The sequence below is a fragment of the Micromonospora sp. GCM10011541 genome (assembly GCF_042650725.1).
Classification (GTDB): domain Bacteria; phylum Actinomycetota; class Actinomycetes; order Mycobacteriales; family Micromonosporaceae; genus Micromonospora; species Micromonospora sicca.
In genome coordinates this window covers 87,191-113,454 of record NZ_JBHSBP010000058.1, presented here as the reverse complement: position 1 = coordinate 113,454, position 26,264 = coordinate 87,191, and the positions used below count along the sequence as shown (strand labels likewise).

Here is a 26,264-nt window from a genome sequence, read left to right as displayed (position 1 = left end):
ATTACTAATTAATGATTAGATCTTCGAGGTTCGGCGGACGGATGATCCACCACATGCGACGACTAGCGGGCAGGACCGCACTGGTCACCGGGGCGCTCGGCGGGATAGGCGCGGCCACCGCCCGGCGGCTCGCGGCGGAGGGTGCGGCCGTCGGCCTGATGGACGTACGCGATCCCACGCCGCTCGCCGAGGAGCTCACCGCCGCGGGCGGTCGGGCGGTTCCCGTCGTCGCCGACGTTTCCGACGAGGCCGACTGGACCGCCGCCGTGGCAACGGTGCGACGCGCGTTCGGGCCGGTCGACATCCTGGTCAGCAACGCCTACGCCGTGGAGGCGGCCCCCGCCCACGAGACCAGCCGACAGTCCTGGGATCACCAGCTCGCGGTCAACCTCACCGGCGCCTTTCTCGGCGTGCGGGCCTGCCTGGACGATCTCCGCGCCGGTCACGGCGCGGTGGTGGTGGTCTCCTCGGTGCATGCGCTGGTGGGCCTGCCCGGCCGGCCGGCCTACGCCGCCGCCAAGGGCGGTCTGGTCGCGCTCGGCCGGCAACTCGCCGTCGAGTACGGGCCGGACGTCCGGGTGAACACCGTGCTGCCGGGGCCGATCCTCACCCCGGCCTGGGAGGAGGTGTCCGAAGCGGACCGACAGCGGAGCGTTGCGGCGACGGTCGCCAGGCGGTTCGGCACGCCGGACGAGGTGGCGGCCGCCGTGGCCTTCCTCGCCTCGCCGGACGCCGGCTACATCACCGGCGCGAGCCTGGTGGTGGACGGCGGCTGGACCGCGGTGAAAGCCTCGGCCTGACCGATCGATACAGACGAGCGATAGGTGCGAAGAGCATTGACAACGTACGCACGCCGCGGCCTGCACGGGCAGACCGTCGAGGTCATCGCGCGCCGAATCCTCGCCGGAGAGATCGCCCCCGGCGCGACGCTGGACATCACCGCACTCCAGGCGGAGCTCGACGTCAGCCTCACCGCGCTGCGGGAGGCGCTCAAGGTGCTCGCCGCCAAGGGCATCGTGGACGCCCGGCAGAAGCGCGGCACGTTCGTCCGCCCCCGCGCGGACTGGAACCTGCTCGACGGTGACGTGATCCGTTGGCAGTTCGCCGAGGGCGCCGATCCGCGGCTGCTCGACAAGCTGCACGAGGTCCGCAGCATCATCGAACCGGCCGCCGTCCGGCTGGCGGCCGGCCGGGCCACCGACGACGACCTGGCCGCGCTGGACGGCGCGCTGGACGAGATGGCCGCCGCGAAGGGCCATCCGGCCGCCGCGGTCGCCGCCGACCTGAGCTTCCACCGCGCGCTGCTCGCCGCCACGCACAACGAGTTGCTGGAGCGCATGGAGGTGGTCATGGAGACCGGCCTCGCCGAACGCGACCGCCTGGTGCACGGCGGCGAACCGCACGACGACCCGGTGCCGAGCCACCGGGCCGTGGTGGACGCGATCCGGGCGCGGGACGCCACCGCGGCCGAGACCGCCATGCGGGGACTGCTGGAGAAGGCGGTGCGCGACGTCGAGAAGGTACGCGGGCAGAAGGGCAACCGGTGAAGATCGACCGAATCGAGACCTTCCTCGTCGCACCACGGTGGCTGTTCTGCCGGGTGGAGACCGACGAGGGGCTGGTCGGCTGGGGCGAGCCCGTGGTGGAGGGGCGCGCCGAGGTGGTCCGCAGCGCCGTCGAGGTGCTGGCGGAGTACCTGATCGGCGAGGACCCCCTCCGGATCGAGCAGCACTGGCAGATCCTCACCAAGGGCGGCTTCTACCGCGGCGGGCCCGTGCTGTCCAGCGCCGTCGCCGGTCTCGACCAGGCTCTCTGGGACATCGCCGGGCAGGCGTACGGCGCCCCGGTGCACGCCCTGCTCGGCGGTCCGGTCCGCGACCGGGTCCGGGTCTACTCCTGGATCGGCGGTGACGAGCCCGGCGAGGTCGCCGAGGCGGCCGCCGCGCAGGCCGCCGCCGGACTCACCGCGATCAAGATGAACGCCTGCGGTCGGCTCTCCGCGATTCCCACCCCCGCCGAGGTGGACGCCGTCGTCAGCCGCGTCGCCGCCGCCCGCGAGGTGCTCGGCGACAACCGCGACATCGCGCTGGACTTTCACGGCCGGGCCAGCGCCGCCGCCGTGCGTCGCATCCTGCCCGAGATCGCCGCCCTGCGACCGCTCTTCGTGGAAGAGCCGGTCCTCGCCGAACAGGCCCACCACCTGCACGACATCGTCACCGCCTCCCCGGTCCCGGTGGCCACCGGCGAGCGGCTGTACGGTCGCGCCGAATTCCTCGGACCGTTGCAGGCCGGCGTAGCGGTGGTCCAACCGGACCTCTCCCACGCCGGCGGCATCTCCGAGGTCCGCCGGATCGCCGCCCTCGCCGAAACGTACGGTGCCGTGCTCGCCCCGCACTGTCCGCTCGGGCCGATCGCGCTCGCCGCCAGCCTCCAGGTGGCCCTCGCGACACCGAACTTCCTCATCCAGGAGCAGAGCATCGGCATCCACTACCACGCCGGCTCCGAACTCCTCGACTACGTGGTCGACCCGGCGCCGTTCCAGTTCGTCGACGGGCACATCAACCGGTTCGAGGCGCCCGGCCTGGGCATCACGGTCGACGAGGCGGCGGTCCGCGCCGCGGCCCGCACCGGGCACGCCTGGCGCAACCCGGTCTGGCGCCACGACGACGGCTCCTTCGCCGAATGGTGAGCGCCGACGACCGGCTGCCGGAGACCCCCGCGACGGAGATCCCGGTGCCGCTGCGCGTCGGCTCGGACCACCGCCATGGTGGCCGGTGGACGACCCTGCGCGGTGGCGGCCGGGAGTGGCTCTGGCGGCGGCCGGACACCGGCCGGGACGGGGTACGGGCCGGTGACCCGTTCGTCGACGCGGGCGGCCTGGAGGAGTGCCTGCCGACGGTGCGCGGCCGAACCGACCACGGCGACGTCTGGTCCCGGCCCTGGCGCACCACCGGCCCGGGGGCCGCGACCATCGAGTGCCCGGACTTCACCCTGACCCGGCGGCTCACCGACCGGTCCGGCGTGGTGGTCGCCGACTACCGCCTCCAGGCCGATCCCGGCTACCGCTTCATCTGGGCGGCCCACGCCCTGCTCGACGTTTCCCCCACCGCCCGGCTGGAAGCGCCTGCCGGCACCCCGACCCGGCTCTACCCGGAAGCCGCCGCGCTGCTGCCCGCCGGCCCGTGGCCGGCCGGCCGGCCGTGGCTGTCCGGGACGTGGCCCACGCCGGCCGGACTGCCGCTGGACCAGCTCGGCCCCGACGACGGCACCGCGGTCGGCGCGGTGCTGCTCGGCTGCCCGACCGTGCGGGTGAACGACGGCGCCGACCGGCTCACCCTGCACCTCGACTGTGACGGCCAACCCCGTTCCACCGCGCTCTGGCGCAACCTGCGCGGCTGGCCCACCGACGGTCCCTACCGCAGCATCGGCGTCGAACCCCTGCTCGGCGGCACCTTCGACCTCGCCGAAGCCGGCCCCGACGACGCCGCCGAAGTCCCACCGAGCGGCGAGGTCACCTGGCGGTTGACCATCTCCGCACACCGATCATCCGGAGGCCGTCCCCGATGAACCTGCTCGATTTCCTGCGGACCCACCGGCTGCTGGCGATCGTCCGCGGCCCGGACCCGGCGGCGGCACTGGCCGCGGTGCTGACCCTGGCCGACGCCGGCATCGCCCTGATCGAGGTGTCGCTGACCGGCGCCGGCGCGCTGGACACGATCCGCCGGGCCCGCGCCGCACTCGGCGCCGACGCCCAACTGGGCGCCGGCACGGTGCTCAGTGCCGAGGATGCCCAGCGGGCCGCCGACGCCGGCGCCACCTTCCTGGTCACCCCGGCGCTCGCACCGAGCATCGCCGAGGCGGGCCGGCTGGGGCTGCCGGTGCTCGCCGGCGCGCTGACCCCCAGCGAGGTGGTACAGGCCGACGCGAGCGGGGCCGCCGCGGTCAAGCTGTTCCCCGCCGCCTCGCTCGGCGGGCCCGCCTACCTGGGTGCGTTGCGGGACCCGTTCCCGCGGACCGCGTTCGTGCCGGTCGGCGGCGTCGACGCGGACAGCGCGCGGGCGTACCTCGACCGGGGCGCGACCGCGATCGGGGTCGGCTCACCGCTGCTCGGCGACGCCGTGCGCGGCGGAGACCTGGGTGCGTTGCGGGACCGGGCCGCCGCCTTCCGCGCCGGGGTGGCGCCGTCGTGACCGACGTGCTCACCCTCGGTGAGACCATGGCGGCCTTCCGGGCCTCGGCTCCACTGCGGCTGGGAGGCCCGGTCCAGCTCTCCGTGGCCGGCGCCGAGTCGACCGTGGCGATCGGCCTGGCGCGACTCGGGCACCGCGCCCGCTGGATCGGCGTCACCGGGGCGGACGAACCGGGCGAGCTGATCCGGCGCACACTGCGCGCCGAGGGCGTCGACCTGACCCTGGCCCGGGTCGACCCGGACGCCCCGACAGGACTGATCCTCTTCGAGTCCCGGGTGGGCGACATCAGCCGGGTCACCTACCACCGGACCGGATCGGCCGGTTCCCGGCTGGCCGCGTCGGACCTGACCGCCGCCTTCACCGGTGCCGGGGCGCCACCCCGCGTCCTGCACGTCACCGGCATCACCTGCGCGCTGGGTTCCGGGCCGTACGAGGCCGTCAGGACGGCGGTGACCCGGGCCCGGGCCGCCGGGACCCTGGTCTGTCTGGACGTGAACCACCGGCGGCGGCTGTGGTCGTCGACCGAGGCCGCCGCGGCGCTGCGGCCGCTGCTGCCGTCGATCGACCTCGTGGTCGCCTCCGACGACGAGTTGGGCGTCCTCACCGACGCGGCCGATCCGGTCCGCGCCCTGCGCGACGCCGGCGTACGGGAGGTGGTGGTCAAGCACGGCGCGGCTGGCGCCACCAGTCACAGCGACCTCGGCAGCGTGCACCGGCCGGCCCGGCAGGTGCCGGTCGTCGACACCGTCGGTGCGGGCGACGCCTTCGTGGCCGGTCTGCTCTCCGGTCTGCTCGACGGCGCCGAGGTCGACGCCCGGCTCGACCGGGCGGTCACCACCGGCGCCTTCGCGGTCGCCACCCAGGGCGACTGGGAGGGCCTGCCCACCCGGGCCGAGCTGGCGCTGCTCGACCACGCGCCCGGCAGCGCCGTCCGCTGACGACCGAGAGGAGACCTGGTGTTTTCCGAACCGACCCCTTGGAGCAGTGACCGCCTCGAGCTGGGGGAGGGCGCTCGCTGGGTGGCTGGCAGGCTCGTGCTCGTCGACCTCCTCGCCGGACGGCTCCTGGAGACCACCGGCGACACCCCCGCGCCGCTGCGCGAAGTGTGCAAGGTGGACGGCCCGCTGGGTGCGGTGGCCGCCATCGCCGGGCGGCCCGGCAACTGGCTGGCCGTGGTCGGCACCGGGGTGGCGGTGCTGGAGGGCGCCGGCGGCTCACGACTCGTCGCGGACCTCGAGGGAAAGAACCCGGCCCGGGCCCGGATGAACGACGCGGTGGCCGATCCGCATGGCCGGTTCTGGGCGGGAAGCATGGCGTACGACGCCACCCCGGGCGCGGGCACCCTCTACCGCCTGCCGGTCGACGGCCCGCCCGAGGCGGCGGTGACCGGGCTGACCATCACCAACGGCCCCGCCTTCGACGCCACCGGCGCCGTCATGTACCTGGCGGACACCCCGCTCGGTCAGGTGGACCGGTTCACGGTGGACCCGGCCACCGGCGCCCTGTCCGCCCGGGAACCGTTCCTGCGTCTGTCGCCCGGGGAGGGCGTCCCGGACGGGATGACCGTCGACGCCGCGGGGCATCTCTGGGTGGCGCTCTGGGGCGGCCACGCGGTCCGCCGCTACCGACCCGACGGGCGCCTGGACCGCGAGATCCGCCTTGCCGCGGCCCAGCCCACCAGCGTCTGCCTCGGCGGCCCCGACCTGCGCCGGCTCTTCGTCACCACCGCCGCCCTGGGGTTGGCGCCCCGCGGCCCCGTCGACGGTGCGCTACTCGCCGTCGACGTGGAGGTCGCCGGCCTGCCCGCCGCATCGGCTGCTCCTCCATCGGGTCCATCAGCAACGGTAGCGGTGCCGTAGCGGCGGCAGCGGAACAGCACCGACTTCGTCTCGTCGTTGCGGTTAATTCGGCCAAATTGGCCATCCGAGGTGCCCGCCCGCGATGAGCTCGACGCCCAGAAGGCTGGGCCACCCGCCTTCCCGAGCACCTCGCGAGCGCAACACCAGGTTAGGCCACCACCCCCGTGGTACGACTGACGTGCTGACGCCGCAAAGCCGACAGGACGGGCGTATCGTGACCGCAGGCAACACGGGCGACCTACTGCGGGACCACGCCGAACCGCAGCGCGCGACCTACGTCGAACTCTTCTTCGACGTGATCCTCGTGTTCGCGCTGACCCGCCTCTCGCACACCCTGTTCCACAACCTCACCTGGCTCGGTGCCCTGCACACGGTGATCCTGCTCGCCGCGTTCTGGTGGGTTTGGGTCTTCACCGCCTGGACCACGAACCGTCTCAACCCCGCCCGACCCGCGATCCAGCTCGTGATCATCCCCATCATGCTCGGTACCTTGATCATGGCGGGTGCGGTGCCCACGGCGTTCGGAGAGAACGGCATGATCTTCGCCGCCACCTACGTCGTCATCCAGGTCGGCCGCGCCCTCTTCGTCACGGTCGCGCTGCACGGTCGGGAGGTGGCGATCGGCACCCTGCAGCAGCTCATCTGGTTCTGTCTGTCCGGAGTGCTGTGGATCGTGGGCGCACTTACCGAGGACATCACCCGGGTGGTGATCTGGCTCGCCGCGGCGGCCCTCGGCTACACCATGAGCCGGCTGGACTTCCGGCTACCCAAACTCGGCCCAGCCCGGATCGCCACCCAGACGGTCAACGCGGAGCACCTCGCCGAACGCTACCAGCAGATCATGATCGTCGCGTTCGGCGAGACGGTCCTGGCCTCGGGCGGGCAGTTCGCCGCGTTCGGCTTCGGACGAGACCGGGTGAGCGCGTTCGTACTGGCGTTCGCCATCACCACACTGCTGTGGCGGATCTACTTCTACCGGGCGGGCCTAGTGCTCCCGGCCGTGATCGCCACCAGCACCACCCCCGCCGTCTTCAGCCGGTCCGCCTCCTACGCCCACCTGCTCATGGCCGGCGGCATCGTGCTCAGCTCGGTCGGCGACGAAATCATCATCACCCACCCGTTCGCCGAACCCAACCTGGTCTGGTCCGCCGTCATCCTCTGCGGACCGGCCATCTACCTGGCCGGCCGCGCCCGGCTCGACTACCTGTCCTTCAGCCGCATCGCCTATTCCCGAGTGACCGGGCTGCTGCTCCTCGTCGCGCTAGCGCCCGTGGTCGCCTTCCTGCCACCGATCCTGATCGCCGTCGTAGCCATCGTCATCCTCACCGCGATCGCCACCTCGGACACCATTTCCTGGCGCTTCCGCCCCAGCAAGCCAACCCCGCCACCACCACCCAACGGGCGGTATCTACGCCCATAGCCTCCCGCCGCCCGGTCGCCGTCGATCCCGCCGACATATCGCTTGCGTCCTCGACGGCATCGAAAGCGAGCGCGAGCCGGGCACCACTGCGCGATCGCCCCCACCCCTCGTCGCGGGAGCTGCGGAAGCGGAACAAGCTGCTCGAGCAGGAGAACGAGATCCTGCGCCGGCGGCGGCGTTCTTCGCCCGGGAGATCGCCCCAAAATGACCTACCCGCTGGGCTGCCACCTGGCCGCGGACGGCATCCCCGTCGCGGTGACCTGCCGGGTCCTGGGCTTCACCCCGCAGGCCTTTCACGCTTGGCGCAAAGATCCGGTGTCGCGGCGGGACTGGGACGGCGCGCATCTGATCAACGCCCTGGGCATCCACCACGACGATCCGGCGTTCGGCTCGGATAGCGGTAGTCAGTTCCGGTCCCGCAAGTTCGTGAGGTGCGCACCACCACCTCGGCACGGGCGTGGTCTGGAGGCACGGCGGCAGGGTTGCCGCGCGATGTCATAATCTCGGGCATGCCCGTTGGTCGTACCGCTGGTCGGCCGAGCCTGAGGCAGGTGGCCGCACTGTCCGGGGTGTCGGTCAAGACGGCTTCCCGCGCGCTCAGCGACGAGCCGCGAGTCGCCGCGGAAACCCGGCTGCGGGTGCGGAACGCCGCCGACCAGCTCGGCTACCGGCTGAACGGGGTGGCCCGGGAGCTGCGTCGGGGCGCCAACACCTCGACACTGGTCGGCCTGCTCATCGGTGACCTGGCCAACCCGTTCTACTCCCGCCTGGCCAGTGGCCTCGAACGCGAACTGCGCATGCACGGTCTGCAATTGGTCATCGCGAGTACCGACGAGGACTCGGACTGGGAACGCCGACTCGCCGACGCCCTGCTGGAGCGGCGGGTCCGGGCGTTGGTGATCGCCTCCAGTGCCACCGAGCACGGCTATCTCGAGGCCGAACACCGCCACGGCATCCCCTTCGTGTTCGTGGACCGACCCCCGGTCGACCTCGCTGCGGATGCGGTCCTGTTGGACAACCACGGTGGTGCCCGGCAGGCCGGCGCGCACCTGATCGCGGCCGGGCACCGGCGGATCGGGGTGGTGGGGGACCTGCCTGGGTTGAGCACCCACCGGGACCGGTTGGCGGGATTCGCCGAGGTGATGGAGGCCGCCGGGCTTGCGGACTGGGCCGGGTACCTCGTGGAGAGCGCGCACGACGTGGACGCCGCCGAGCGGGCGGTGCACCAGCTGCTGAGCCGCATCCCCGCGCCGACCGCCCTGTTCACCATGAACAACCGGATCACCAGCGGAGCTCTGCGGGCGCTGCGCGGTCACCCGGCATCACCGGCCCTGGTCGGCTTCGACGACCTGGACCTCGGTGAGGTGCTGGGTGTGAGTGTCATCGTGCACGACCCGGAGGAGATGGGACGCCAGGCGGCGCAGCTGCTGCTGGCCCGGATCGACGGCGACCGTGGACCGGCCCGGCGGGTGGTGCTGCCGACCCGGCTGCTCGCCCGTGGCTCGGGTGAGCGCCCCCCTGCGGGTTGACCGGGCGCGGGCTGAGCCCGTCGGCTCCTCATTGACACCTGCCTCTTGAAGGGTCTACACAGGAATTCGACAGCGTTCAATGACAACGTTGTCACTGAGGCTGCCACCCGCGCACCCCAAGGAGGTACCGGACATGTTCCGACCAGGCCCGTCCCGTCTGCTCGGCCTGCTGGCCGCCACCGCCGTCGCCGGCACATCCCTGCTCGCCGTCGCCTCACCCGCCCAAGCCGCGTCGCTCAACCTCACCCAGTACGTCAACCCGTTCATCGGCACCGACGACAGCAGCGCCCCCAACCCCGTCCCAGGTGGCGCCGGTGGCAGCACCGTTCCCGGCCCGGTGCAGCCCTTCGGGATGGTGCAGCTCAGCCCGGACACGCCCACCGCCTCGCCGTCCGGTTACCGATACAGCGACGCCCAGATCGAGGAGTTCAGCCTCACCCACTTCAACGGTGCCGGCTGCGCGAACAACGAGGACCTCGGCATCCTGCCGATGACCGGCGCCATCGGCACCTCACCCGGCACCGCCTGGACGTCCTACCGCGCCACCCAGAACAAGAGCCAGGAACAGGCCAGCCCCGGCTTCTACCAGGCGGTGCTCAGCAACTACGGCAACACCCGCGTGGAGGCCGCGGCCACCACCCGCACCGCCGCCCTGCGCCTGACCTACCCGTCGACCAACACGGCGCGGGTCCTGATCAACACCAGTCGCAGCGCCACCGGCAGCCGGAGCGGCTCGATCACGATCAGCGGCTCCACCGTGACCGGTAGCGTCACCGGAGGTGGCTTCTGCGGCAACTCCAAGACCTACCAGATCTTCTACCGGATGGAGTTCGACCGCGCCCCGACCGGCGTCGGCACCTGGCTGGGCGGCACCGTCAGCGCCGGCTCCACCACCACCAGCGGCACGAACTCGGGCGGATACCTGACCTTCGACACGTCCACCAACCCGGTCGTGCAGGTCAGGGTCGGCATCTCGTTCGTCAGCCAGGCCGGCGCCCAGGCCAACCTCGCCGCCGAGCAGTCAAACTTCGACTTCGACGCGGTGCGCTCCCGCGCCGACGCCGAGTGGAACGCGATCCTCAACCGGGTGCAGGTCACCGGCGGATCCGCCGCCGACCTGCAGAAGTTCTACACCGCGCTCTACCGCGTCTTCATCAACCCCAACGTGTCCAACGACGTCAACGGGCAGTACCGCGGCTTCGACAACGCCATCCACACCGCCGGCCACACCGTCTACCAGAACTACTCCGGCTGGGACATCTACCGCTCCTGGGCGGCGCTGATCGCGTTCATCGCGCCGGCCGAGGCGACCGACATCGCCAAGTCCATGGTGCTCGACGGCCAACAGGGTGGCCTGCTGCCCAAGTGGTCGCACAACACCAACGAAGCCTTCGTCATGACCGGCGACCCCGGGCCGATCATCGTGGACAGTCTCTACCAGTTCGGCGCCCGCGGTTTCGACACCGCCGCCGCCCTGGCGCTGATGAAGAAGAGCTCCAACGGCGGCACCATGCAGGGCAGCCCCATCCGCGGCCGGCAGAGCGGCTACGTCCAGCGCCAGTACATCGACGGCGACCCCTCCGACTCGCTGGAGTACTCGGCGAGCGACTTCGCCGTCGCCCAGTTCGCCCGGGCCCTCGGCGACACCGCCACGTACGACACCCACATGGCGCGCGCCCAATGGTGGCGCAACGTCTTCAACACCGAGTCGGGCTACATCCACCCGCGCAACGCCGACGGCACCTGGCCGTGGCCGCTCGACCCCGCCAGCCAGTCCAACTACGTCGAGGGCAACGCCTCGCAGTACACCTGGATGGTGCCCTACAACTTCGCCGGCCTGATCAACCTGCTGGGCGGGCGGCAGACCGCGCTCCAACGGCTGGACCACCACTTCACCCAGACCAACGGTGGCCAGTCGCAGCCGTACTTCTACATCGGCAACGAGCCGGAGCACGGGGTGCCGTGGGCGTACCACTTCGCGGCGGCGCCGGCCGGCACCAGCGCCGCGGTCCGGCGGGTGATGAACGAGTCGTTCACCACCGGGGCCGGCGGCCTGCCCGGCAACGACGACCTCGGCGCGACCTCCGCGTGGTTTGTCTGGTCCGCGCTCGGGATGTATCCGCCGACACCGGGCGCGGACACCCTGGCCCTGCACGGCCCGCTGTTCCCGTCGATCCTGGTCGACCGGCCGGCCGGTGACCTCCAGATCAACGCCGCCAGCGCCGGGCAGGGCAACCAGTACGTCCAGAACCTGTCGGTCAACGGCACATCGACCCAGCGCGCCTGGTTGCGGTACGGCGACCTCGCCGGCGGGGCGACGCTGTCGTACACGATGGGCGGCTCGCCGTCGTCGTGGGGCACCAACCCCGCCGATGTGCCGCCGTCGTTCACCGACGGGTTCACCCCGCCGCCCGCCGCTCCCGACCTGGGCCCCAACCTGGCCGCCGGCAAACCGGCGACGGGCTCGACCCCGTGCGCCGCGACCGAAGGCCCGGAAAAGGCGTTCGACGGCCGGCTCGGCAGCACCAGCAAGTGGTGTTCCCTCGCTGCCGGCACGAAAACCCTCCAGGTCGACCTCGGGACGAACCAGACCGTCCGGTCCTTCGTCGTCAAGCACGCCGGACTCGGTGCCGAGAACACCGGCTGGAACACCGGCGGCTTCACCATCCAGACCAGCACCGACGGCAGCACCTGGACGACCCGGGCGACGGTGTCCGGCAACCGGTCCAGCCGCACGTACCACCCGATCTCCGCCGCGACGGCCCGCTACGTCCGCCTGAACGTCAGCACCCCGACCAACAACGGGAACACCGCGGCCCGGATCGACGAGTTCGAGGTGTACGGCGGCAGCGGCCCGACCAACCTGGCGCTCAACCGGCCGGCCACCGCCGATTCGCAGTGCGCCAGCACGGAGGGGCCGGAGAAGGCTGTCAACGGCAGCACCACCGGCGGCACCTCCGACAAGTGGTGCTCGGGTGGTGCGACCAAGTTCCTCCGCATCGACCTGGGCGGCACCCACCCCATCCAGACGGTCACCGTTTACCACGCCGGCGCCGGTGGCGAGGACCGCGCCTGGAACACCCGGGACTTCGACGTGCAGGTGTCCGCCGACGGCTCCATCTGGACGACTGCCGCGCAGGTCCGGGGCAACACCGCTGACGTCACCAACACGCCGGTCACGGCCACCGGTAGGTACCTGCGGCTGAACATTCTCACCCCGACGCAGACGACCGATGCGGCGGCCCGCCTCTACGAGGTGGAGGTTTACGGCACCTGAGGTGTGCCACCCGCCTCCCGGCCAGGGCGGTGGACCGCCGGCCGTGGGCGGGGGGACGCCCACGCGGTGCGGGTGCGTCACCATGAGCGACGCCGGTTCCCCGCCGGGAACCGGCGTCGCGCCATCCCGCTCGCCGAGGCCGGTGAAGCAGAGGCCGGTCCCCGACTATGGCGAGCCGGTCGCGCCCGGCGTGCCGGCCGGCGCGCGGAGCTGGAGCGGATCCTCGCCCACCCACACCCGGAGGTACGCCCCGACGCGGTGCGCCGGCTGGCCGTCCTGGTAAGGCCTCCGACCGGGCGCCCGGTCTGACGCCGATCCCAGCGAAGAGGCTGGTGCCCCGGCGGCGTGAGGTAGCCACCCCCTGGCGATGTCCGTTATGCGCAAATCCCCAGCGCCTGCGAGGTTGCCGCCGCTAGCATCGTTTTAGTCGGTTTTGCGCTGGCCGAGACTGCCCCCGTCGGACGGAACTGGAACCACTCAGCGTTATGGCATCGACAATCATCGATCTAGATACGGGGACCGCAAGTGCACGTGCAGACTTCGGGGAATCGACGAGCCGCCGGGCCTCGTCGGGCGGACGCACCCGGTAGGGAACACTCCGGTCGGCACTACCGTCTCGGCGAGGACGTCCGGCGATCGGGGAGACCGCCGGAGATCTGGGCCGGGCAGCGGGCACGGACCGCGGCATGAGCGCGCCGGCTCCGCCAGCATTCGAGGCGCTCGAAACCGAGATCCGGAATCTCTCGGGCGGCAATGTCCTACACGCCGGGCCCGGTGGACCGACCCTCGCGCCCTTCCGGCACCTGCGCGCCACCCGGCCATCCACCTTCGTATCGACCCTGCGCCGGCGCGACCGGGTGGCCGTCGCCGGGCTGACCGCCGGTTGGGCGACCTCCTTCGTGGCCTTCTGGTTGTGGTGGTGGCAACCCGAGCACCGCGTCGGCTGGGCGGGACTGGCCCTGAACAGTCTGCTTCTGCTGTATCTGACCGGGCTGCCCGCCTACTACCTCCTCGCCGTCTCGCGATTGCGGCAGGTCAATCCCGCGCTCCGGGTGCCGCGGCTGCGGGTGGCCTTTGTGGTGACCCGCGCACCGGCAGAACCCTGGTCGCTCGCCCACCGCACCCTCACCGCGATGCTGGCCCAGCAGTTTCCCTACCCGTACGACGTCTGGCTCTGCGACGAGGAGCCGTCCGAGCAGGCCCTGCGATGGTGCGCCGCGAACGGGGTCCGGGTGGCCAGTCGAAGTGGCGTGGCCGCCTACCACCGGGCGACCTGGCCTCGCCGTACCCGCTGCAAAGAAGGCAACCTCGCCTACTTCTACGACCACTGGGGTTACTGGGACTACGATGCCGTCGCCCAGCTCGACTGCGACCACGTGCCCCAACCAACCTATCTTGCCGCGATCACGCGACCGTTCGCCGATCCCGCCATCGGCTACGTCGCCGCACCGAGCGTGTGTGACGCCAACAGCGCGAACTCGTGGTCGGCGCGGGGACGGCTGCACCGCGAGGCGACCTATCACGGCCCGGTTCAGCTAGGCCTCAACCGCGGCCTCGCTCCCTTGTGCATCGGCTCGCACTACGCCGTACGGACGAAGGCGCTGCGCGACATCGGCGGTCTCGGCCCCGAACTGGCCGAGGACTTCTCCACGACGTTCCTGCTCACCTCCGCCGGCTGGCACGGCGCCTTCGCCATCGACGCCGAGGCGCACGGCGACGGCCCGCTCACCGTCGCCGATATGCTGATCCAGGAGTTCCAGTGGTCGCGCAGCCTCACCATGCTGCTCTACGACCTCGCGCCGGATCACCTGCGGCGGATGGGCGCCGCCTTGCGGCTGCGCTTCGCGTTTCAGCTGTACTACTACCCGCTACTGGCGATCGTGACCGTCGTCGGCCTCGCCCTGCCGCCGTTCGCGGTGGTCACCGGGCTGCCGTGGGTCAACGTCAACTATTTGGAATTCCTGGCCCGCCTGCTCGTGGTATCGCTGTGGCTGCCCCTACTGACCTTGCTGCTCCGCCGGCGCGGGCTGTTACGCCCCCGATCCGTGCCCGTCGTGAGCTGGGAAGGTGTCCTGTTCGCCCTGACCCGCTGGCCGTACGTCGTCTGGGGCGTCCTAGCCGCGACGCGGCTGAACGTGCGGCCCAGGCAGGTCTCGTTCAAGGTCACCCCCAAGGCACGCACCGGCCTGGAGCCACTCCCCACCCGACTCGTCCTGCCCTATGCGGTGATCACCGTGGCGCTGTCCGCGGCCGCCCTGCTCGGCGAGCGGTCGACACACACTCCGGGGTACGTCTTCCTCTGCATTCTCGGCGCACTCTGCTACGCGGTGGCCGGCCTCGCGGTACCCGCCCTGCATGTGGTGGAGGCAGCCCGGGCCGCCCGGCTGCGCGTACGGTCAGCCGTCCCGACCGCCGCCGGACCCCTGCTCGTCGGCGTCGTGGCGCTCCTCCCGCTCGCGGCGGCCATCGCCAACTATGCCGGCCCCGCGGTGCCGCTCTTTACCCGATAACGCCCCGATGCGCGGACGCACCGGAAGGAGATCCTCATGTCTGGTCCGAAGACTGTCCTGGTGACCGGCGGCGCCGGCTTCATCGGCAGCCACACCTGCGTCGAGTTGCTCGAGCATGGCTACGAGGTGTGCATTGTCGACAACTACTCCAACAGCTCACCAGCGGCACCGGCCCGGGTCGAGAAGGTGGCGGGCCGCCCCCTGCTGAGGGTCTACGAGGCCGACGTACGTGATCACCAGGCGCTCTCGGCGATCTTTGCGGAGAACACCATCGATGCGGTCATCCACTTCGCCGGGAGGAAGGCTGTCGGCGAATCGGTGTGGATCCCCGTCGACTACTACGACACGAACGTCGGTGGCACGACGAGCCTGCTGCGAAGCATGCGGGAAAACGGCGTACACCGCCTGGTCTTCTCCTCATCGTGTTCCATCTACGGGGAGGCGGCGCGGATCCCGATCGACGAGCAGGCCCCGCCACGGCCGACGAACCCGTACGCCAGATCGAAATGGATGTGCGAACAGATCATCGCCGACGCCTGCCGGCAGCACCCGGAGCTGGCGGCCTATTCGCTGCGATACTTCAACCCGGTTGGCGCACATCCCAGCGGGTTGCTCGGCGAGGACCCCCGCGGCATCCCGCAGAACGTCATGCCCTATCTGATGCAGGTCGCAATCGGCAGGCTCGAACGGCTGAGCATCTTCGGCCGCGACTATGCCACCGCGGACGGTACGGCGGTGCGCGACTACATACATGTCATGGACGTCGCCCAGGCGCACCGCATCGCACTGGAGCGTCTCGACGAGGTGACGGGACTGGACATCCTCAATCTCGGCACTGGCGTGGGGACGTCAGTCCTGGAGCTCGTACGGGCGGTCAGCGCGACCTGTGGGAAGTCCCTACCGTACGACATCGTCGAACGGCGGCAAGGTGATGTAGCCAAACTGGTTGCCGACCCTGGCGCGGCGGCCCGGAAGTGGGGCTGGCGCACGACCCGGAACCTCGCCGCGATGTGCCGGGACGCGTGGCGGTTCCAGCTGCTGAATCCCGCCGGATTCGACGACGACCTGACGGGGCGGCCCGCCATCCCAACGGCGCGATCGCTCGATACGCCGGACCCGATGACAAGGACTCGGGCGAACTAGTGCGGTCACCATGAACGTTCACCGGGTTTGATGGATCACGCGGTTCTCGGTCATGGGCGGCCCAGCGTTGTTGGCGTTCGCCGCGGATGCGGGCGCGTTCGCGGCAGCGAATCTCTGCCGGCAACGGGGCGAAAGGCGACCGCTACTACGACTGCGCGTTCGTCACCCTGCCGCAGGCCACCGACGAGCACGCAGCACTGGCTGCTGATCCGCCGCAACCGCACCACCGGTGAGCCACCGCAACAGCCGTCACCACCAGCAGCCCGGACGGCCGGCCTGATCGCGATCACTGTCAACGAACTACGCCGGCTCTTCCACGACCTGATCATCGACCCGGCACGGCGGGCCGCCGACGTCATCGCCTGGTCCCTCTTCCGACGCAGGCATCACGCTGCCGCCAAGACCAGCCATTACACCCGGCAAGCCCTCACGGAACCCTGAAACGGATCTCCTACTGGAGTACTTGGGCGGCTGGTCTCCCGGACGCCTGGCGGATGGGCATGTCGGCCAGCCAGACGTCGGCCAGGTCGCTGAGGGGGACGTCGAGGGCGTGGCTGAGGCAGACCACAGTGCCGAACGCGGGTGCGGGAAGGCGGCCCGCCTCGATCTTGCGCAGCGTCTCGGGGGAGATGCCGGCTGCCAGGGCCACCTCGACGAGGCTGCGGCCGGCCCGCGCGGCCCGGAGGGCGGCTCCGAGGCGCTGGCCCGCTGCGATCTGTTCGGCGGTGAGTGGTTGGCGAACCATGCCAGCAGGATATCCCTCCGGAGCAGCCCCGACCTGGCGTGGTATAAAAATACCGCATACGGAGAGGGAGGCTGTCGTGATCGAGCTCAAGTCCGCCGAGGAGATCGGCCGGATGGCGGTGACCGGCCAGTTCGTCGGCGAGCTGCTCGCCGAGCTGAGCGGTGTCGCCGCAGTCGGCGTCAACCTGGTAGACCTCGAACACCACGCCCGCCGCCGGATCAAGGAACGTGGCGCCGAATCCTGCTACTGGGACTACGCCCCTTCGTTCGGCCGCGGCCCGTTCCGCAACGTGCTGTGCCTGTCGGTCAACGACGCGGTGCTGCACGGCCTGCCGCACGACTATGTTTTGCGGGACGGTGACCTGCTCAGCATCGACATGGCGGCCGGCATCGACGGCTGGGTCGCCGACTCCGCGCTCTCCGTCATCGTCGGCACCCCCGACCCGGCCGACCTGAAGCTGATCGAGGCCACCGAGGTCGCACTGGAGGCCGGCATCACCGCCGCCCAGCCCGGCGGCCGCCTCGGCGACATCTCCGCCGCGATCGGCGAGGTCGCTTACTCCTACGGCTACGGCGTCAACGCCGAGTTCGGCGGCCACGGCATCGGCCGCACCATGCACGAGGCCCCGCACGTCCCCAACAACGGCCGCGCCCGCCGCGGCATGAAACTCGACCCCGGCCTCACCATCGCCATCGAGCCCTGGTTCTGCCGCTCCACCGACAAAATCAAGTTCGACAACGACGGCTGGACGATCCGCTCCGCCGACGGCTCCCGCACCGCCCACTCCGAACACACAGTCGCCATCACGGCTTCCGGCCCCCAGGTCCTGACCCGCCGCCCCACTCACGGCCCCACCTCGGCCGACCCCACCAAAAAGTCCGCCACAGCCTCCTGACCCACTGCCCGCCGGACGTGACTCAGGGCGTTCCAGGGAGGGGCCTGCCGCAGCTTCCTGAGCAAGTCCCAGCCGCACGCCTCAGCCCACCGCCACACCGCCACAGCAGGTCAAAACGGATCTCCTTCTGGAGCACTAGAACTAGGCGGCGGGCTGGATGGCCCCGACGGTGCCGGCCCCGACGAGCGGCCGACCCAGGAAATCCACCGGTCCCGGATCGACATTGAAACGCGACCGGAGGTTGAGGGCGCGGCCGGCCAGTGGCGAATCACGGCGCGGCGTGAGCGCTTGCGCCCGTTGGGCCGGGGAGCCGGAGCGATCGGCCGTCACGAAACGCGGGTCTGCGCTCGATCCGCCGACCTTCGCCCCGAGGCGTTCCTGCCCGGTCGCCGCGCGCCAATCTCCCATATTGGCATAGGACGCGCCGGCCCACGAAACGGCCCAGGTTCCCGATTCGGCGAAGAAGTTGTTGCCCTGCAACAAGACATCGGCCGTCGAGAAGTCATCGGCGATCACCAGGTTGGTCCCGCCCGAGACAATCAGGTTGTTGCGCAGGACGACGTTGGACAACCCACGAAAGAAATTCTGCAAGCGGATGGCCGCGGGTGCCCAGTCCTTCGCCTCCATCACCACGGTGTTGTGGTAGACCTCGGCGTTGTTAACCGACCCGGCCAGATGGATACCCGCGTACTCCGGCAGCTTGTGGGCGTCGTTGATACTTATGTTGAAACGGACGATGTTGCCGGTGTGCGCGGCATTGAGTTGGCCGCTGTAGAGCAAGTAGCCGGCGCCGTCGTTGTCGTAGGACAGGTTGTACTGCAGGACTGACGAGGACACGTTCTGGTCCATGTCGAAGCCACCGCCGTCCTTCTGGCCGGCCGTGTGGTTGCGGAATGAGACGTTGCGCTCCATGACCACGCCGGTCGAATCCCAGGTCCAAATGCCGACCGGACCTTCGGGCGCCGCGGCCGACCTCCCATTGTCGTGCGCGCTGGACCGCTCGATGCGCCCGCCTCGCACACTTCCGAGCGCGATTCCGCTTCCCGTGTGGCTAAAGTGATTGGTCGGGTCTCCCGCATTGTGGTGCACCTCGACATCCGACACGACGACGTCTTCGTGGGCATAGCGCGGCGCCGCGGCGTCGAAGCGAGGTCCGAAGCTGATCAGCCCATTCTCCGTGTTGCCGTGCAGGTTGGCAGCACGGATCCGTACGCCACGAAAGCCGGTAGAATTCGGGCCAGCGCCGATCTGTATTCCGTTCTTGAATCCGCTCACCTCGACCCCGGAGATGTCCACGTGGTCGAGTTTCCGGCCGTCGGTCAGGTCGGAGTACAGCTCGATCCCGCCGGTGGTCTTGTTGTCCGCCCCGCCGCCGACGATCACCAGGTCACGAATCTCGACGCCGGCTGTGTTGTGCACCCTGATCCCCGCGCCGCCGGCGGCCACGATCGTGGCACGACCGGCGCCGTATGTGCCGACGACGACCGGATTTGCCGCGTCACCCGCATCGCCGGGCCCGAAGGTCAGGCTCCCACGGAGGTGCGCACCCCCTTCGAGTAGGAGTTTGTCTCCCGGCTTGAAGGCGAAGGCGGCGGCCTTGTCCAGCGATCGCCATGCTGTGGCGGGCGACGAGCCGTCGAGGGAATCGTCCCCGCTTGGGCTGACATGGTACGTGTTGATCATGGGCGGAGCGGCTACCCGTTTCGACCTAAGCTCGAGAACATGCGCAAGCATGGGGAGGAACACCGCCAGCGCCAGCACCAGCACCGCGACGATTCGCCGACGTGAACGGCGGGTGGCTGGCGGCCCTGACAGGTCCGCCGGCAGATCAACCTCACTCTGTTGCCCATTTGTACCAGCTATCAAGGACTCCTACCGCCCTCTCCCAACCCGACACACCGCCCCAAACATCCCCTATCTGTACTTTAGGCCGCTTTGGTGCTTACTGGAGGGACGTCTCGTAACCCGACGTACGCCCCTTGGAAACGATCACCGTGGATGTCCCGGTGCGGGCGCCGCAGTGCTCGGCGTAGTCGCCGCTCCTGGCCCTGGCCGCCTGCACGAACGACTGTCCAGGAGCCGATGAGCCGGGCGCGGCCCGGACCCACCCGTCGGAGCGCACCGCCACGGGTCAGACGCGCTGGTCGCCGATGACGGAGAGTAGTTGCAGCTTCTCGTAGCTCTCCGAGCCGGGCGCGGCGGTGAATACCAGCAGCATCTGGGACTCGTCCGGGTCCACCAGGGTCTGGCAGTGCAGCTCCAGGTCGCCGACCTCGGGGTGCCGGAAGCGTTTCGGCGGGCAGTACGCCCCCTGCACAGGGTGCTCCCGCCACAGCTCCGCGAACTCCGGGCTGGCGGCCAGCAGGGCGTCCACGATCGCCGCGGCGCGGGACCCCCGGCCGTCGCGGGCGTAGGCGGCGTGCAGGTGCGCGGCGATGAGCCGGCTGTGGATGGGGTGGTCTTCATCCGGGTGCCGCAGCCGTGTGGCCGGGTCGGTGAACCAGCGGTGGTGCAGACTGCGGGCCAGCCCGCTGTACCGGGTCTCGTCGCCGAGCAGGGCGACCGCCGGCGCGGTCTGCGTCAGGGTCTCGCCCAGGTGGTTCACCACCTGCGCCGGGGTGTCCTGGAGCCGGTCGAGGATCCGCATCATCCCCGGGTTGACGTGGTCGGCCCGGACGGCGCGGTGTGGGACGGCGTAGCCAGCGAGCTGGAACAGGTGGTCACGCTCGGCCAGGGTGAGCCGCAGGCCGCGGGCCAGCGCGGCGAGCAGCTGCTCGGAGGGGTGCGGGCCCCGCTGCTGCTCCAGCCGGCTGTAGTAGTCGGTGGACATGTCGCTGAGCGCCGCGACCTCCTCCCGGCGCAGCCCTCCGGTGCGCCGGCGTCGGCCCCGGGGCAGCCCGACGTCCTCCGGCTGCAACGCCTCGCGACGGGTGCGGAGGAAGCCGGCGAGTTGGGCGCGGTCCATGGCGTTCCTCCTCCCACCGGGCGGTGGATCGGCGTGTGGTGGGCACCGGAAGCGGCGCCCGCATCTCGTCACAACAGGTGATCTCGGCGCCGGTGTTCCGCCGCCCCACCCACCGTCCCGCGGCGGGTGGGGCGGATCCAGGGTCGGCCGGTCCCTGGCTCAGCCGGGCCGGGTCGAGCGGCGGGTCAGCCGGGCGGAATGGGCCAGCTACCGCAGGGAGCGGGCGGAGGGTTACCCGGCCCGGGCGTTGACGCGGGGGCGCACGGCGCCGCAGGCGAGGTGGCGCGCGCCGCACGCTCAGCGGGAGGTCAAGACCTGCTCGGCGTAGGCCCAGAGCCAGTCGGCGGCGACCGGGTCCACCGCGTGCTCGGCCACCCCCGCGGCGGGGTCCGGGCCGCCCGGTACCACCTCCGCCTCCTGGTTGTCCTCGAAGTACCGGCCGGTCACGCCCTCGAGCAGCGGTGACGCCGCCAACAGCACGGAGGTCGCGGCACCCTGCGCCGGGCTCTTGTAGTACGACGGCGTGATGAGGTTGCCCGCCTCGTCCATCGCCCCGAACGCGCGCATCGTGTCGTCGTCCAGGTGCCGTTGCAGGTTCGTGTGGATGTACCCCGGGGCGAGCGCGTTGGCGGTGATCCCGTCCGCGGCCCACCGTCGGGCGATGCCGACGACGAGCAGGACGCCCGCGGTCTTCGACTGGCTGTACGCGGTCCACGGGTCGTACGGGCGTCTCGCGAACTGCGGGTCGTCGAAGTCGACCCCGGCCCGCAGCTGGGCGCCGGAACTGACCACCACCACCCGGGCCGAGCCGGCGGCCCGGAGCCTGTCGTGCAGGCCCCGGACGAGCGCGAAATGGCCCAGGTAGTTGGTGGCGAGCTGGATTTCCCAGCCCTCGGCGGTCAGCCGCCGGTCCGGGACCGCCATGATCCCGGCGTTGGCGACCAGGGCGTGCAGCGGGCCCTGCCAGCCGGCGACGAAGGCGTCGACCGAGGTGAGGTCGGCCAGGTCGAGCGCGGCCGCCCGGATGCTGCCCGCGCCCGGTCCGGCAAACTCCTCGACCAGCCCCGCGGCCCGGTCAGGGTCGCGGGTGGCCACCGTCACCTCCGCCCCCGCGCGCGCAAGGGCGCGGACGGTTTCGGCGCCGATGCCGGAGGCACCGCCGGTGACGATCATCCGGCGTCCGGTGAGGTCGACGCCGTCGAGAATCTCCGCGGCGGTGGCGCGGGCGGTGAACGGGGTGGTCAGGCGTGCGGTGGCTGTCATGCCGGCAACGCTACGAGCGCCCCACCTGGACTGCCTATAGTCTGGACTCCGTCACTCTTTAGCGTACGTCCAGAGGAGGGGGTGCCCGTGGACCCGTTGGAGGACGTGCTGTCCCTGCTCGACGCGACGGGTCACGTGTCCGCCGCTATGTCCGCCGGTGGGCGTTGGGCGGTCCGGTTTCCGCCACCCGCCGGGCTCAAGTTCAACGCCGTCCGGCGGGGCAGCTGCTGGCTGGAAGTGGACGACGTGCCGGATCCCGTCCACCTTGCGGAGGGCGACTGCTACCTGTTGACCCGGCCCGTCGCGTTCACGCTCGCCAGCGACCTGAATGTGCCGGCCGAACCGGCGCATCCCCTCTTCGCGGCGGCCGTCGACGGCGTGGCCCGCGCCGGCGATGGCGACGAGGTGTTCCTCATCGGCGGTGCGTTCTCCTTCACCGGGCGGGCCCGCGCGCTGCTGCTCGACAGCCTGCCGCCGGTCCTCCATGTCCCGGCCGGCACGCCCGAGGCCGCCACCGTGCGCTGGGCGGTCGGCGAGATCGACGCCGAGCTGGGGCGCCGACCGACGGGGGCCACCCTGGTCGCCGAGCACCTCGCGATGGTCATGCTGATCCGGATTCTGCGCGTGCACCTCGCCCACGATCCCGACCGGAGCTCGGGCTGGCTGGCCGGGCTGGCCGATCCGACCGTCGCGGCCGCGCTGCGCGCCATGCACGCCCGCCCGGCCCACCCGTGGACCGTGGCGGAGCTGGCCCGGGTGGCGGCCGTCTCCCGGTCCACGCTGGCGGCCCGGTTCAAGGACCGGGTCGGCAAGGGCCCGCTGGAGTACCTCACCGAGTGGCGGATCGAACTCGCCGCCGACCAGATCCGACGCGGCGGCGAGACCGTCGCCACCATCGCCCGGGCCGTCGGCTACGGCTCCGAGAGCGCGTTCAGCGTCGCCTTCAAACGCACCACCGGCCTCTCACCGCGCGCCTACCGCAGTCACCTCACCCGTGCCGGCTGAACCGCCCGGGTCGGCGCGCCCAGCACGGCGGGGGCGGCGGGGATCCTCGAGGAATGTCAGTCACCGCACTACACGCGGCCACCCCGGCCCGGCGGCTCGGGCCGGGGCGGCCGTTCCTCACCGCTGAATCGACTTGGTCTCCAGGAACTCCTCCAGGCTGAACCGGCCGAACTCGCGGCCGTTGCCCGACTGCTTGTAGCCGCCGAACGGGGCGAGTGGGTTCCACTGCCCGCCGTTGACGTCGACCTGGCCCACCCGCAGGCGCGCGGCGACCGCCAGCGCGTGCTCCGGCTCGCCGAAGACCCCGCTGGTCAGGCCGTACACGGTGCCGTTGGCGATGGCGATGGCCTCCTCCTCGTCGGCGTACGGGATGATCGTCAGCACCGGACCGAAGATCTCCTCCTGGGCGATCGCGGAGCGCGGGTCGACGTCGGCGAAGATGGTCGGCCGGACGTAGGCTCCCTTCTCCAGGCCCTCGGGGCGGCCCGGGCCGCCGAACACCAGCCGCGCGCCCTCGGCGACGCCGCGGGCGATGTACCCGTCGACCTTCTGCCGGTGCGCTTCCGAGGCCATCGGACCGAGCACTGTCGGCTCGTCGGTCGGGTCGCCGACGGTGAACCGCCGCGCCGCCTCGACGGCGAGCGCGACGACCTCCTCCTGGCGCGCGGCGGGCACCAGCATCCGCGGCCACGCGCCGCAGACCTGGCCGCCGTTGGCGAACGCCATCATCACGCCGGTGGCGACCGCCTTCGGCAGGTCGGCGTCGTCGAGGACGATGTTCGCCCCCTTGCCGCCCAGCTCCAGGGTGACCCGCTTGACCGTCTCGGCGGCCACCGCGGAGATCCGACGGCCGGCCCGGGTGGAGCCGGTGAAGGAGACCATGTCGATGTCCGGGTGGGCGGAGATCGCCTCGCCGACGACCGGGCCGGTGCCGTACACCACGTTGAACACCCCGGGCGGCAAACCCGCCCCGTCGGTCACCTCGGCGAGGATCCGCGCGGTCAGCGGGGCGTTCTCGGAGGGCTTGAAGACCATCGTGTTCCCGGCGAGAAGCGCGGGGGCCAGCTTGGACACGATCTGCTGCAGCGGGAAGTTCCACGGGGTGATCGCGGCCACCACGCCGATCGGCTCGCGCACGATCAGGGAGTTTCCGATCTCCTCGGTCCAGGGGAAGTCGTCGGCGAGACCCGCGACGGACTCGATCACCGCCGCCGGGAAGCTGACCTGGGCGGTGCGGGACATCGCGATCGGGGAGCCCATCTCGGCGGTGATCGCCGAGGCGATCTCCTCCTGACGGGCGGCGAGGCCCGCGGCGACGCGGCGCAGCACGGCCGCCCGCTCGGCCGGGGTGGTCGCCGCCCACGAAGAGAAGGCGGCCCGGGCGGTGGCGACGGCACGGTCGACGTCGGCGGCCGTCCCGGCCGGCACCTCGGCCACGAGGTCGCCGGTCGCCGGGTTCACCACGGGCAGGGTGCCGGCCGAGCCGGCGACGATCTCGCCACCGATCCAGTGGCCGGTGACGGTGAAGGCGGAAGTAGTCATGGCTCGACCGTCGCACTGGCGCAGGACCCGAACCAGGGACGGCTTGTCCGGGACTCGGCGGTCCCTGGCCGGCGCGGCACGGCACCGGCGTCCCGGCACCTCAGCCGAGGGCGGCCGGGCGAACTCGCCGCGCCACGTCCCAAGGGGCGTTCGCCCCGCCCTGCCGCAAACGGCCTGTGCGCGGTGCGCGGCGCGTCGATCCCGGCGGAACGCCTGGAGGTCTACCACACGCTCGCTTCTACGGTGCCAGCAGAAGCACGGCCCGACCTCGGTGGCGCCGGACCGCTCCGGCAGCCCGGCGCAACCCGGTGCACCCCGGGTGGCGGGGTCCCGCAGGGTCAACGGCCCTGGAGGGCCTTGACGTTGTCGCCGAAGGTCCAGCCCTTCGACCCATCCCAGTTGATCGACCAGGTCATCAGACCCTTCAGGCCGCCCTGGTATGTGTTCCAGGCCTGCGCCACGGAGGACGGCGCCAGGTAGCCGCCGCCGGCCCCGGACTGCGCGGGCAGGCCGGGGACCTGCCGGTCGTACGGGACGCGGATGGTGGTGCCCTGCACGACCAGGCCGGCGTTGAGGCAGTTGGTCTGCGCGACGAACCCCTGCACGGTACCGGCGGCGTACGAGTCGCCGGAGCAGCCGTACATGCTGCCGTTGTAGTACTGCATGTTCAGCCACCAGAGCCGGCCGTTGTCGACGTACCGCTTGATGATCGGCAGGTAGGCGCCCCAGATGGACCCGTAGGTGACGCTGCCGCCGGTGACGTACGCGGTCTCCGGCGCCATGGTCAGCCCGAAGCCGGCCGGCATCTGTGCGAGCACCCCGTCGATGATGCGGACCAGGTTGGCCTGCGAGGTGGAGAGCCGGGTGATGTCGCCGCTGCCGGTGAGCCCGGTCTCGATGTCGATGTCGATGCCGTCGAAGTTGTACCTCTTGAGGATCGGCACCACCGTGGCGACGAACCGGTCGGCGACTGCGGCGGAGCTGAGGTCGATGCCGGCGGTCGCGCCGCCGATCGACAGCAGGACGGTCAGCCCGGCGGCCTTGGCCTGGCACATCTCGGCCGGGGTGGGCACCTTGACGCCGGTGTCCATGCCGTCCTCCCAGAGCACGGTGCCGTCCGAGCGGATCACCGGGAAGGCGGCGGTGACCACGTTGTAGCCGTGCCCGCGGATGCGGGAATCGGTGATCGGGATCCAGCCCAGCGGCGGGTGAACTCCGTTGGCCGCCCCGTCCCAGCTCTCCCAGTACCCCTGGAGCACCTTGCCGGTGGGCCGCGGCTTGGTCGCGCAGGTGCCCGTGCCGGGCGGAGCCGACGTGGTCGGGGTGGGCGACGGCGTGGCCGTGGGTGAGGAGGTCGGCGACGGGGTGGGGGAGGGCGAGGACGTGGTCGGGGTCGGGGTCGGGGTGCCGGTGCAGGCGCCGAGGTCCGTCCAGAGGGCCGGGGTGGCGGGCGGGGTCCAGCCGGCGCCCACCGGCGGGGTGTGCGTCACGAGCGCCTGGTAGAGGCGGCCGGCGTAGGTGGCCCGGCTGCCCGCGGTCCAGGTGACGCCTTCCGCCCAGGCGGGGGCGGAGCAGGCCACCAGTGCGGTCTCGCCGGCGCTGGCGGCCAGTCCGGTGGCGGTCGGTAGGGCGGCGCCGGCGGCCAGCAGTGCGGCGGCACCGAGCACGGCAGTCAGCCCAGGTCGAAGTCGCATCATATGCCTCCTCATCGATGCGCCGAGGTTATCAGTAAACTTTGTTAAATGTAAACGGGCCGTGCTCTGTCAGCACTTGGGTCACGGCGTGAAAGAGGCCGCGCCGGTGCCACCCAGGGAGAGGACGGCGGCGAACGTGGATGCCAGACGCACCACCGTGTTCCACAGTGGTGCTCAGGCTGTGCGCCGCCCAGGTACGGCGGACGTCCATGTTCGCGAGTCTCGAC

At 71.3% G+C, this 26,264-nt stretch carries 20 protein-coding genes and 2 pseudogenes; 16 read left to right on the top strand and 6 right to left on the bottom strand.

The features are described 5' to 3' along the window. The first annotated feature begins 53 nt into the window (after positions 1 to 53). The 14 genes and pseudogenes from ACFOYX_RS26065 to ACFOYX_RS26000 form a co-directional block, all read left to right on the top strand. Positions 54 to 800, top strand: coding sequence for an SDR family NAD(P)-dependent oxidoreductase (locus tag ACFOYX_RS26065; protein WP_322439412.1), 747 nt, complete (start codon positions 54 to 56; stop codon positions 798 to 800). A gap of 36 nt (positions 801 to 836) precedes the next feature. After that, positions 837 to 1,547 (top strand): FadR/GntR family transcriptional regulator, encoded by a 711-nt coding sequence (locus tag ACFOYX_RS26060; protein WP_322439411.1) that lies wholly within the window; start codon positions 837 to 839, stop codon positions 1,545 to 1,547. Next, positions 1,544 to 2,689 (top strand): galactonate dehydratase, encoded by a 1,146-nt coding sequence (dgoD, locus tag ACFOYX_RS26055; protein ID WP_109801260.1) that lies wholly within the window; start codon positions 1,544 to 1,546, stop codon positions 2,687 to 2,689. The genes ACFOYX_RS26060 and dgoD overlap by 4 nt, the downstream gene beginning before the upstream one ends. After that, complete coding sequence (locus ACFOYX_RS26050) at positions 2,683 to 3,567, top strand: hypothetical protein (protein WP_322439410.1); 885 nt, start codon at positions 2,683 to 2,685, stop codon at positions 3,565 to 3,567. Before dgoD ends, ACFOYX_RS26050 begins: the two co-directional genes overlap by 7 nt. Further along, positions 3,564 to 4,190: a bifunctional 4-hydroxy-2-oxoglutarate aldolase/2-dehydro-3-deoxy-phosphogluconate aldolase gene (locus ACFOYX_RS26045; protein ID WP_322439409.1), complete on the top strand. Its 627-nt coding sequence runs from the start codon at positions 3,564 to 3,566 to the stop codon at positions 4,188 to 4,190. The genes ACFOYX_RS26050 and ACFOYX_RS26045 overlap by 4 nt, the downstream gene beginning before the upstream one ends. Next, positions 4,187 to 5,128, top strand: a complete 942-nt coding sequence (locus ACFOYX_RS26040; RefSeq protein WP_322439408.1) for a sugar kinase — start codon at positions 4,187 to 4,189, stop codon at positions 5,126 to 5,128. The genes ACFOYX_RS26045 and ACFOYX_RS26040 overlap by 4 nt, the downstream gene beginning before the upstream one ends. Before the next feature lie 18 nt (positions 5,129 to 5,146). Then, positions 5,147 to 6,049: an SMP-30/gluconolactonase/LRE family protein gene (locus tag ACFOYX_RS26035; RefSeq protein ID WP_322439407.1), complete on the top strand. Its 903-nt coding sequence runs from the start codon at positions 5,147 to 5,149 to the stop codon at positions 6,047 to 6,049. A 214-nt stretch (positions 6,050 to 6,263) separates the two neighbouring features. After that, the gene (locus ACFOYX_RS26030; protein WP_322439406.1) at positions 6,264 to 7,469 is read left to right on the top strand and encodes a low temperature requirement protein A; all 1,206 of its coding nucleotides are present in this window, start codon (positions 6,264 to 6,266) and stop codon (positions 7,467 to 7,469) included. 113 nt (positions 7,470 to 7,582) lie between these two features. Then, a pseudogene (locus ACFOYX_RS26025) lies at positions 7,583 to 7,859 on the top strand (IS3 family transposase); the annotation flags it as partial. Between the two features lie 161 nt (positions 7,860 to 8,020). Next, positions 8,021 to 8,998 carry a LacI family DNA-binding transcriptional regulator gene (locus ACFOYX_RS26020; RefSeq protein WP_236647489.1) on the top strand — a complete coding sequence of 326 codons (978 nt, stop codon included), beginning with the start codon at positions 8,021 to 8,023 and terminating at the stop codon, positions 8,996 to 8,998. A 133-nt stretch (positions 8,999 to 9,131) separates the two neighbouring features. Then, a complete protein-coding gene (locus ACFOYX_RS26015; RefSeq protein WP_322439405.1) occupies positions 9,132 to 12,275 on the top strand; it encodes a GH92 family glycosyl hydrolase in 3,144 nt (1,047 codons plus the stop codon). A gap of 686 nt (positions 12,276 to 12,961) precedes the next feature. Beyond that, positions 12,962 to 14,785, top strand: a complete 1,824-nt coding sequence (locus ACFOYX_RS26010) for a glycosyltransferase family 2 protein (RefSeq protein ID WP_322439404.1) — start codon at positions 12,962 to 12,964, stop codon at positions 14,783 to 14,785. Positions 14,786 to 14,821: 36 nt separating this feature from the next. Next, positions 14,822 to 15,928 (top strand): UDP-glucose 4-epimerase GalE, encoded by a 1,107-nt coding sequence (galE, locus tag ACFOYX_RS26005; RefSeq protein WP_322439403.1) that lies wholly within the window; start codon positions 14,822 to 14,824, stop codon positions 15,926 to 15,928. A gap of 95 nt (positions 15,929 to 16,023) precedes the next feature. Beyond that, positions 16,024 to 16,369 (top strand): annotated as a pseudogene (locus ACFOYX_RS26000) (hypothetical protein); the annotation flags it as partial. Positions 16,370 to 16,379: 10 nt separating this feature from the next. Here ACFOYX_RS26000 and ACFOYX_RS25995 read toward each other — a convergent pair. Beyond that, entirely contained in the window at positions 16,380 to 16,673 is a 294-nt protein-coding gene (locus ACFOYX_RS25995; RefSeq protein ID WP_109801270.1) for a helix-turn-helix domain-containing protein, read from the bottom strand. A 76-nt stretch (positions 16,674 to 16,749) separates the two neighbouring features. Between ACFOYX_RS25995 and map the strand changes: the two genes are divergently transcribed. Continuing rightward, positions 16,750 to 17,568: a type I methionyl aminopeptidase gene (gene map, locus ACFOYX_RS25990; protein ID WP_322439402.1), complete on the top strand. Its 819-nt coding sequence runs from the start codon at positions 16,750 to 16,752 to the stop codon at positions 17,566 to 17,568. A gap of 141 nt (positions 17,569 to 17,709) precedes the next feature. Here map and ACFOYX_RS25985 read toward each other — a convergent pair whose 3' ends face one another. From ACFOYX_RS25985 to ACFOYX_RS25975, 3 genes are all read right to left on the bottom strand, one after another. After that, positions 17,710 to 19,335, bottom strand: a complete 1,626-nt coding sequence (locus ACFOYX_RS25985; protein ID WP_322439401.1) for a right-handed parallel beta-helix repeat-containing protein — start codon at positions 19,333 to 19,335, stop codon at positions 17,710 to 17,712. Positions 19,336 to 19,699: 364 nt separating this feature from the next. Beyond that, a complete protein-coding gene (locus tag ACFOYX_RS25980; protein ID WP_322439400.1) occupies positions 19,700 to 20,533 on the bottom strand; it encodes a helix-turn-helix transcriptional regulator in 834 nt (277 codons plus the stop codon). 297 nt (positions 20,534 to 20,830) lie between these two features. Further along, positions 20,831 to 21,796 (bottom strand): SDR family NAD(P)-dependent oxidoreductase, encoded by a 966-nt coding sequence (locus ACFOYX_RS25975; RefSeq protein WP_322439399.1) that lies wholly within the window; start codon positions 21,794 to 21,796, stop codon positions 20,831 to 20,833. 87 nt (positions 21,797 to 21,883) lie between these two features. On the opposite strand from ACFOYX_RS25975, the gene ACFOYX_RS25970 reads away from it, so the two are divergent. Continuing rightward, positions 21,884 to 22,801: an AraC family transcriptional regulator gene (locus tag ACFOYX_RS25970; protein WP_322439398.1), complete on the top strand. Its 918-nt coding sequence runs from the start codon at positions 21,884 to 21,886 to the stop codon at positions 22,799 to 22,801. Between the two features lie 117 nt (positions 22,802 to 22,918). Here the strand turns inward: ACFOYX_RS25970 and ACFOYX_RS25965 are convergent, their stop codons facing one another. Then, positions 22,919 to 24,343: an aldehyde dehydrogenase family protein gene (locus ACFOYX_RS25965; RefSeq protein ID WP_322439397.1), complete on the bottom strand. Its 1,425-nt coding sequence runs from the start codon at positions 24,341 to 24,343 to the stop codon at positions 22,919 to 22,921. Between the two features lie 338 nt (positions 24,344 to 24,681). After that, positions 24,682 to 26,037 carry a glycosyl hydrolase family 18 protein gene (locus ACFOYX_RS25960; protein WP_322439396.1) on the bottom strand — a complete coding sequence of 452 codons (1,356 nt, stop codon included), beginning with the start codon at positions 26,035 to 26,037 and terminating at the stop codon, positions 24,682 to 24,684. Positions 26,038 to 26,264: the final 227 nt, after the last annotated feature.

Coding starts and splice junctions, on each gene's coding strand:
- ACFOYX_RS26065 (WP_322439412.1), top strand. CDS start 54: ATGCGACGACTAGCGGGCAGGACCGCACTGGTCACCGGGGCGCTCGGC.
- ACFOYX_RS26050 (WP_322439410.1), top strand. CDS start 2,683: ATGGTGAGCGCCGACGACCGGCTGCCGGAGACCCCCGCGACGGAGATC.
- ACFOYX_RS26045 (WP_322439409.1), top strand. CDS start 3,564: ATGAACCTGCTCGATTTCCTGCGGACCCACCGGCTGCTGGCGATCGTC.
- ACFOYX_RS26015 (WP_322439405.1), top strand. CDS start 9,132: ATGTTCCGACCAGGCCCGTCCCGTCTGCTCGGCCTGCTGGCCGCCACC.
- ACFOYX_RS26010 (WP_322439404.1), top strand. CDS start 12,962: ATGAGCGCGCCGGCTCCGCCAGCATTCGAGGCGCTCGAAACCGAGATC.
- galE (WP_322439403.1), top strand. CDS start 14,822: ATGTCTGGTCCGAAGACTGTCCTGGTGACCGGCGGCGCCGGCTTCATC.
- ACFOYX_RS25995 (WP_109801270.1), bottom strand. CDS start 16,673: ATGGTTCGCCAACCACTCACCGCCGAACAGATCGCAGCGGGCCAGCGC.
- ACFOYX_RS25980 (WP_322439400.1), bottom strand. CDS start 20,533: ATGGACCGCGCCCAACTCGCCGGCTTCCTCCGCACCCGTCGCGAGGCG.
- ACFOYX_RS25975 (WP_322439399.1), bottom strand. CDS start 21,796: ATGACAGCCACCGCACGCCTGACCACCCCGTTCACCGCCCGCGCCACC.
- ACFOYX_RS25965 (WP_322439397.1), bottom strand. CDS start 24,343: ATGACTACTTCCGCCTTCACCGTCACCGGCCACTGGATCGGTGGCGAG.
- ACFOYX_RS25960 (WP_322439396.1), bottom strand. CDS start 26,037: ATGCGACTTCGACCTGGGCTGACTGCCGTGCTCGGTGCCGCCGCACTG.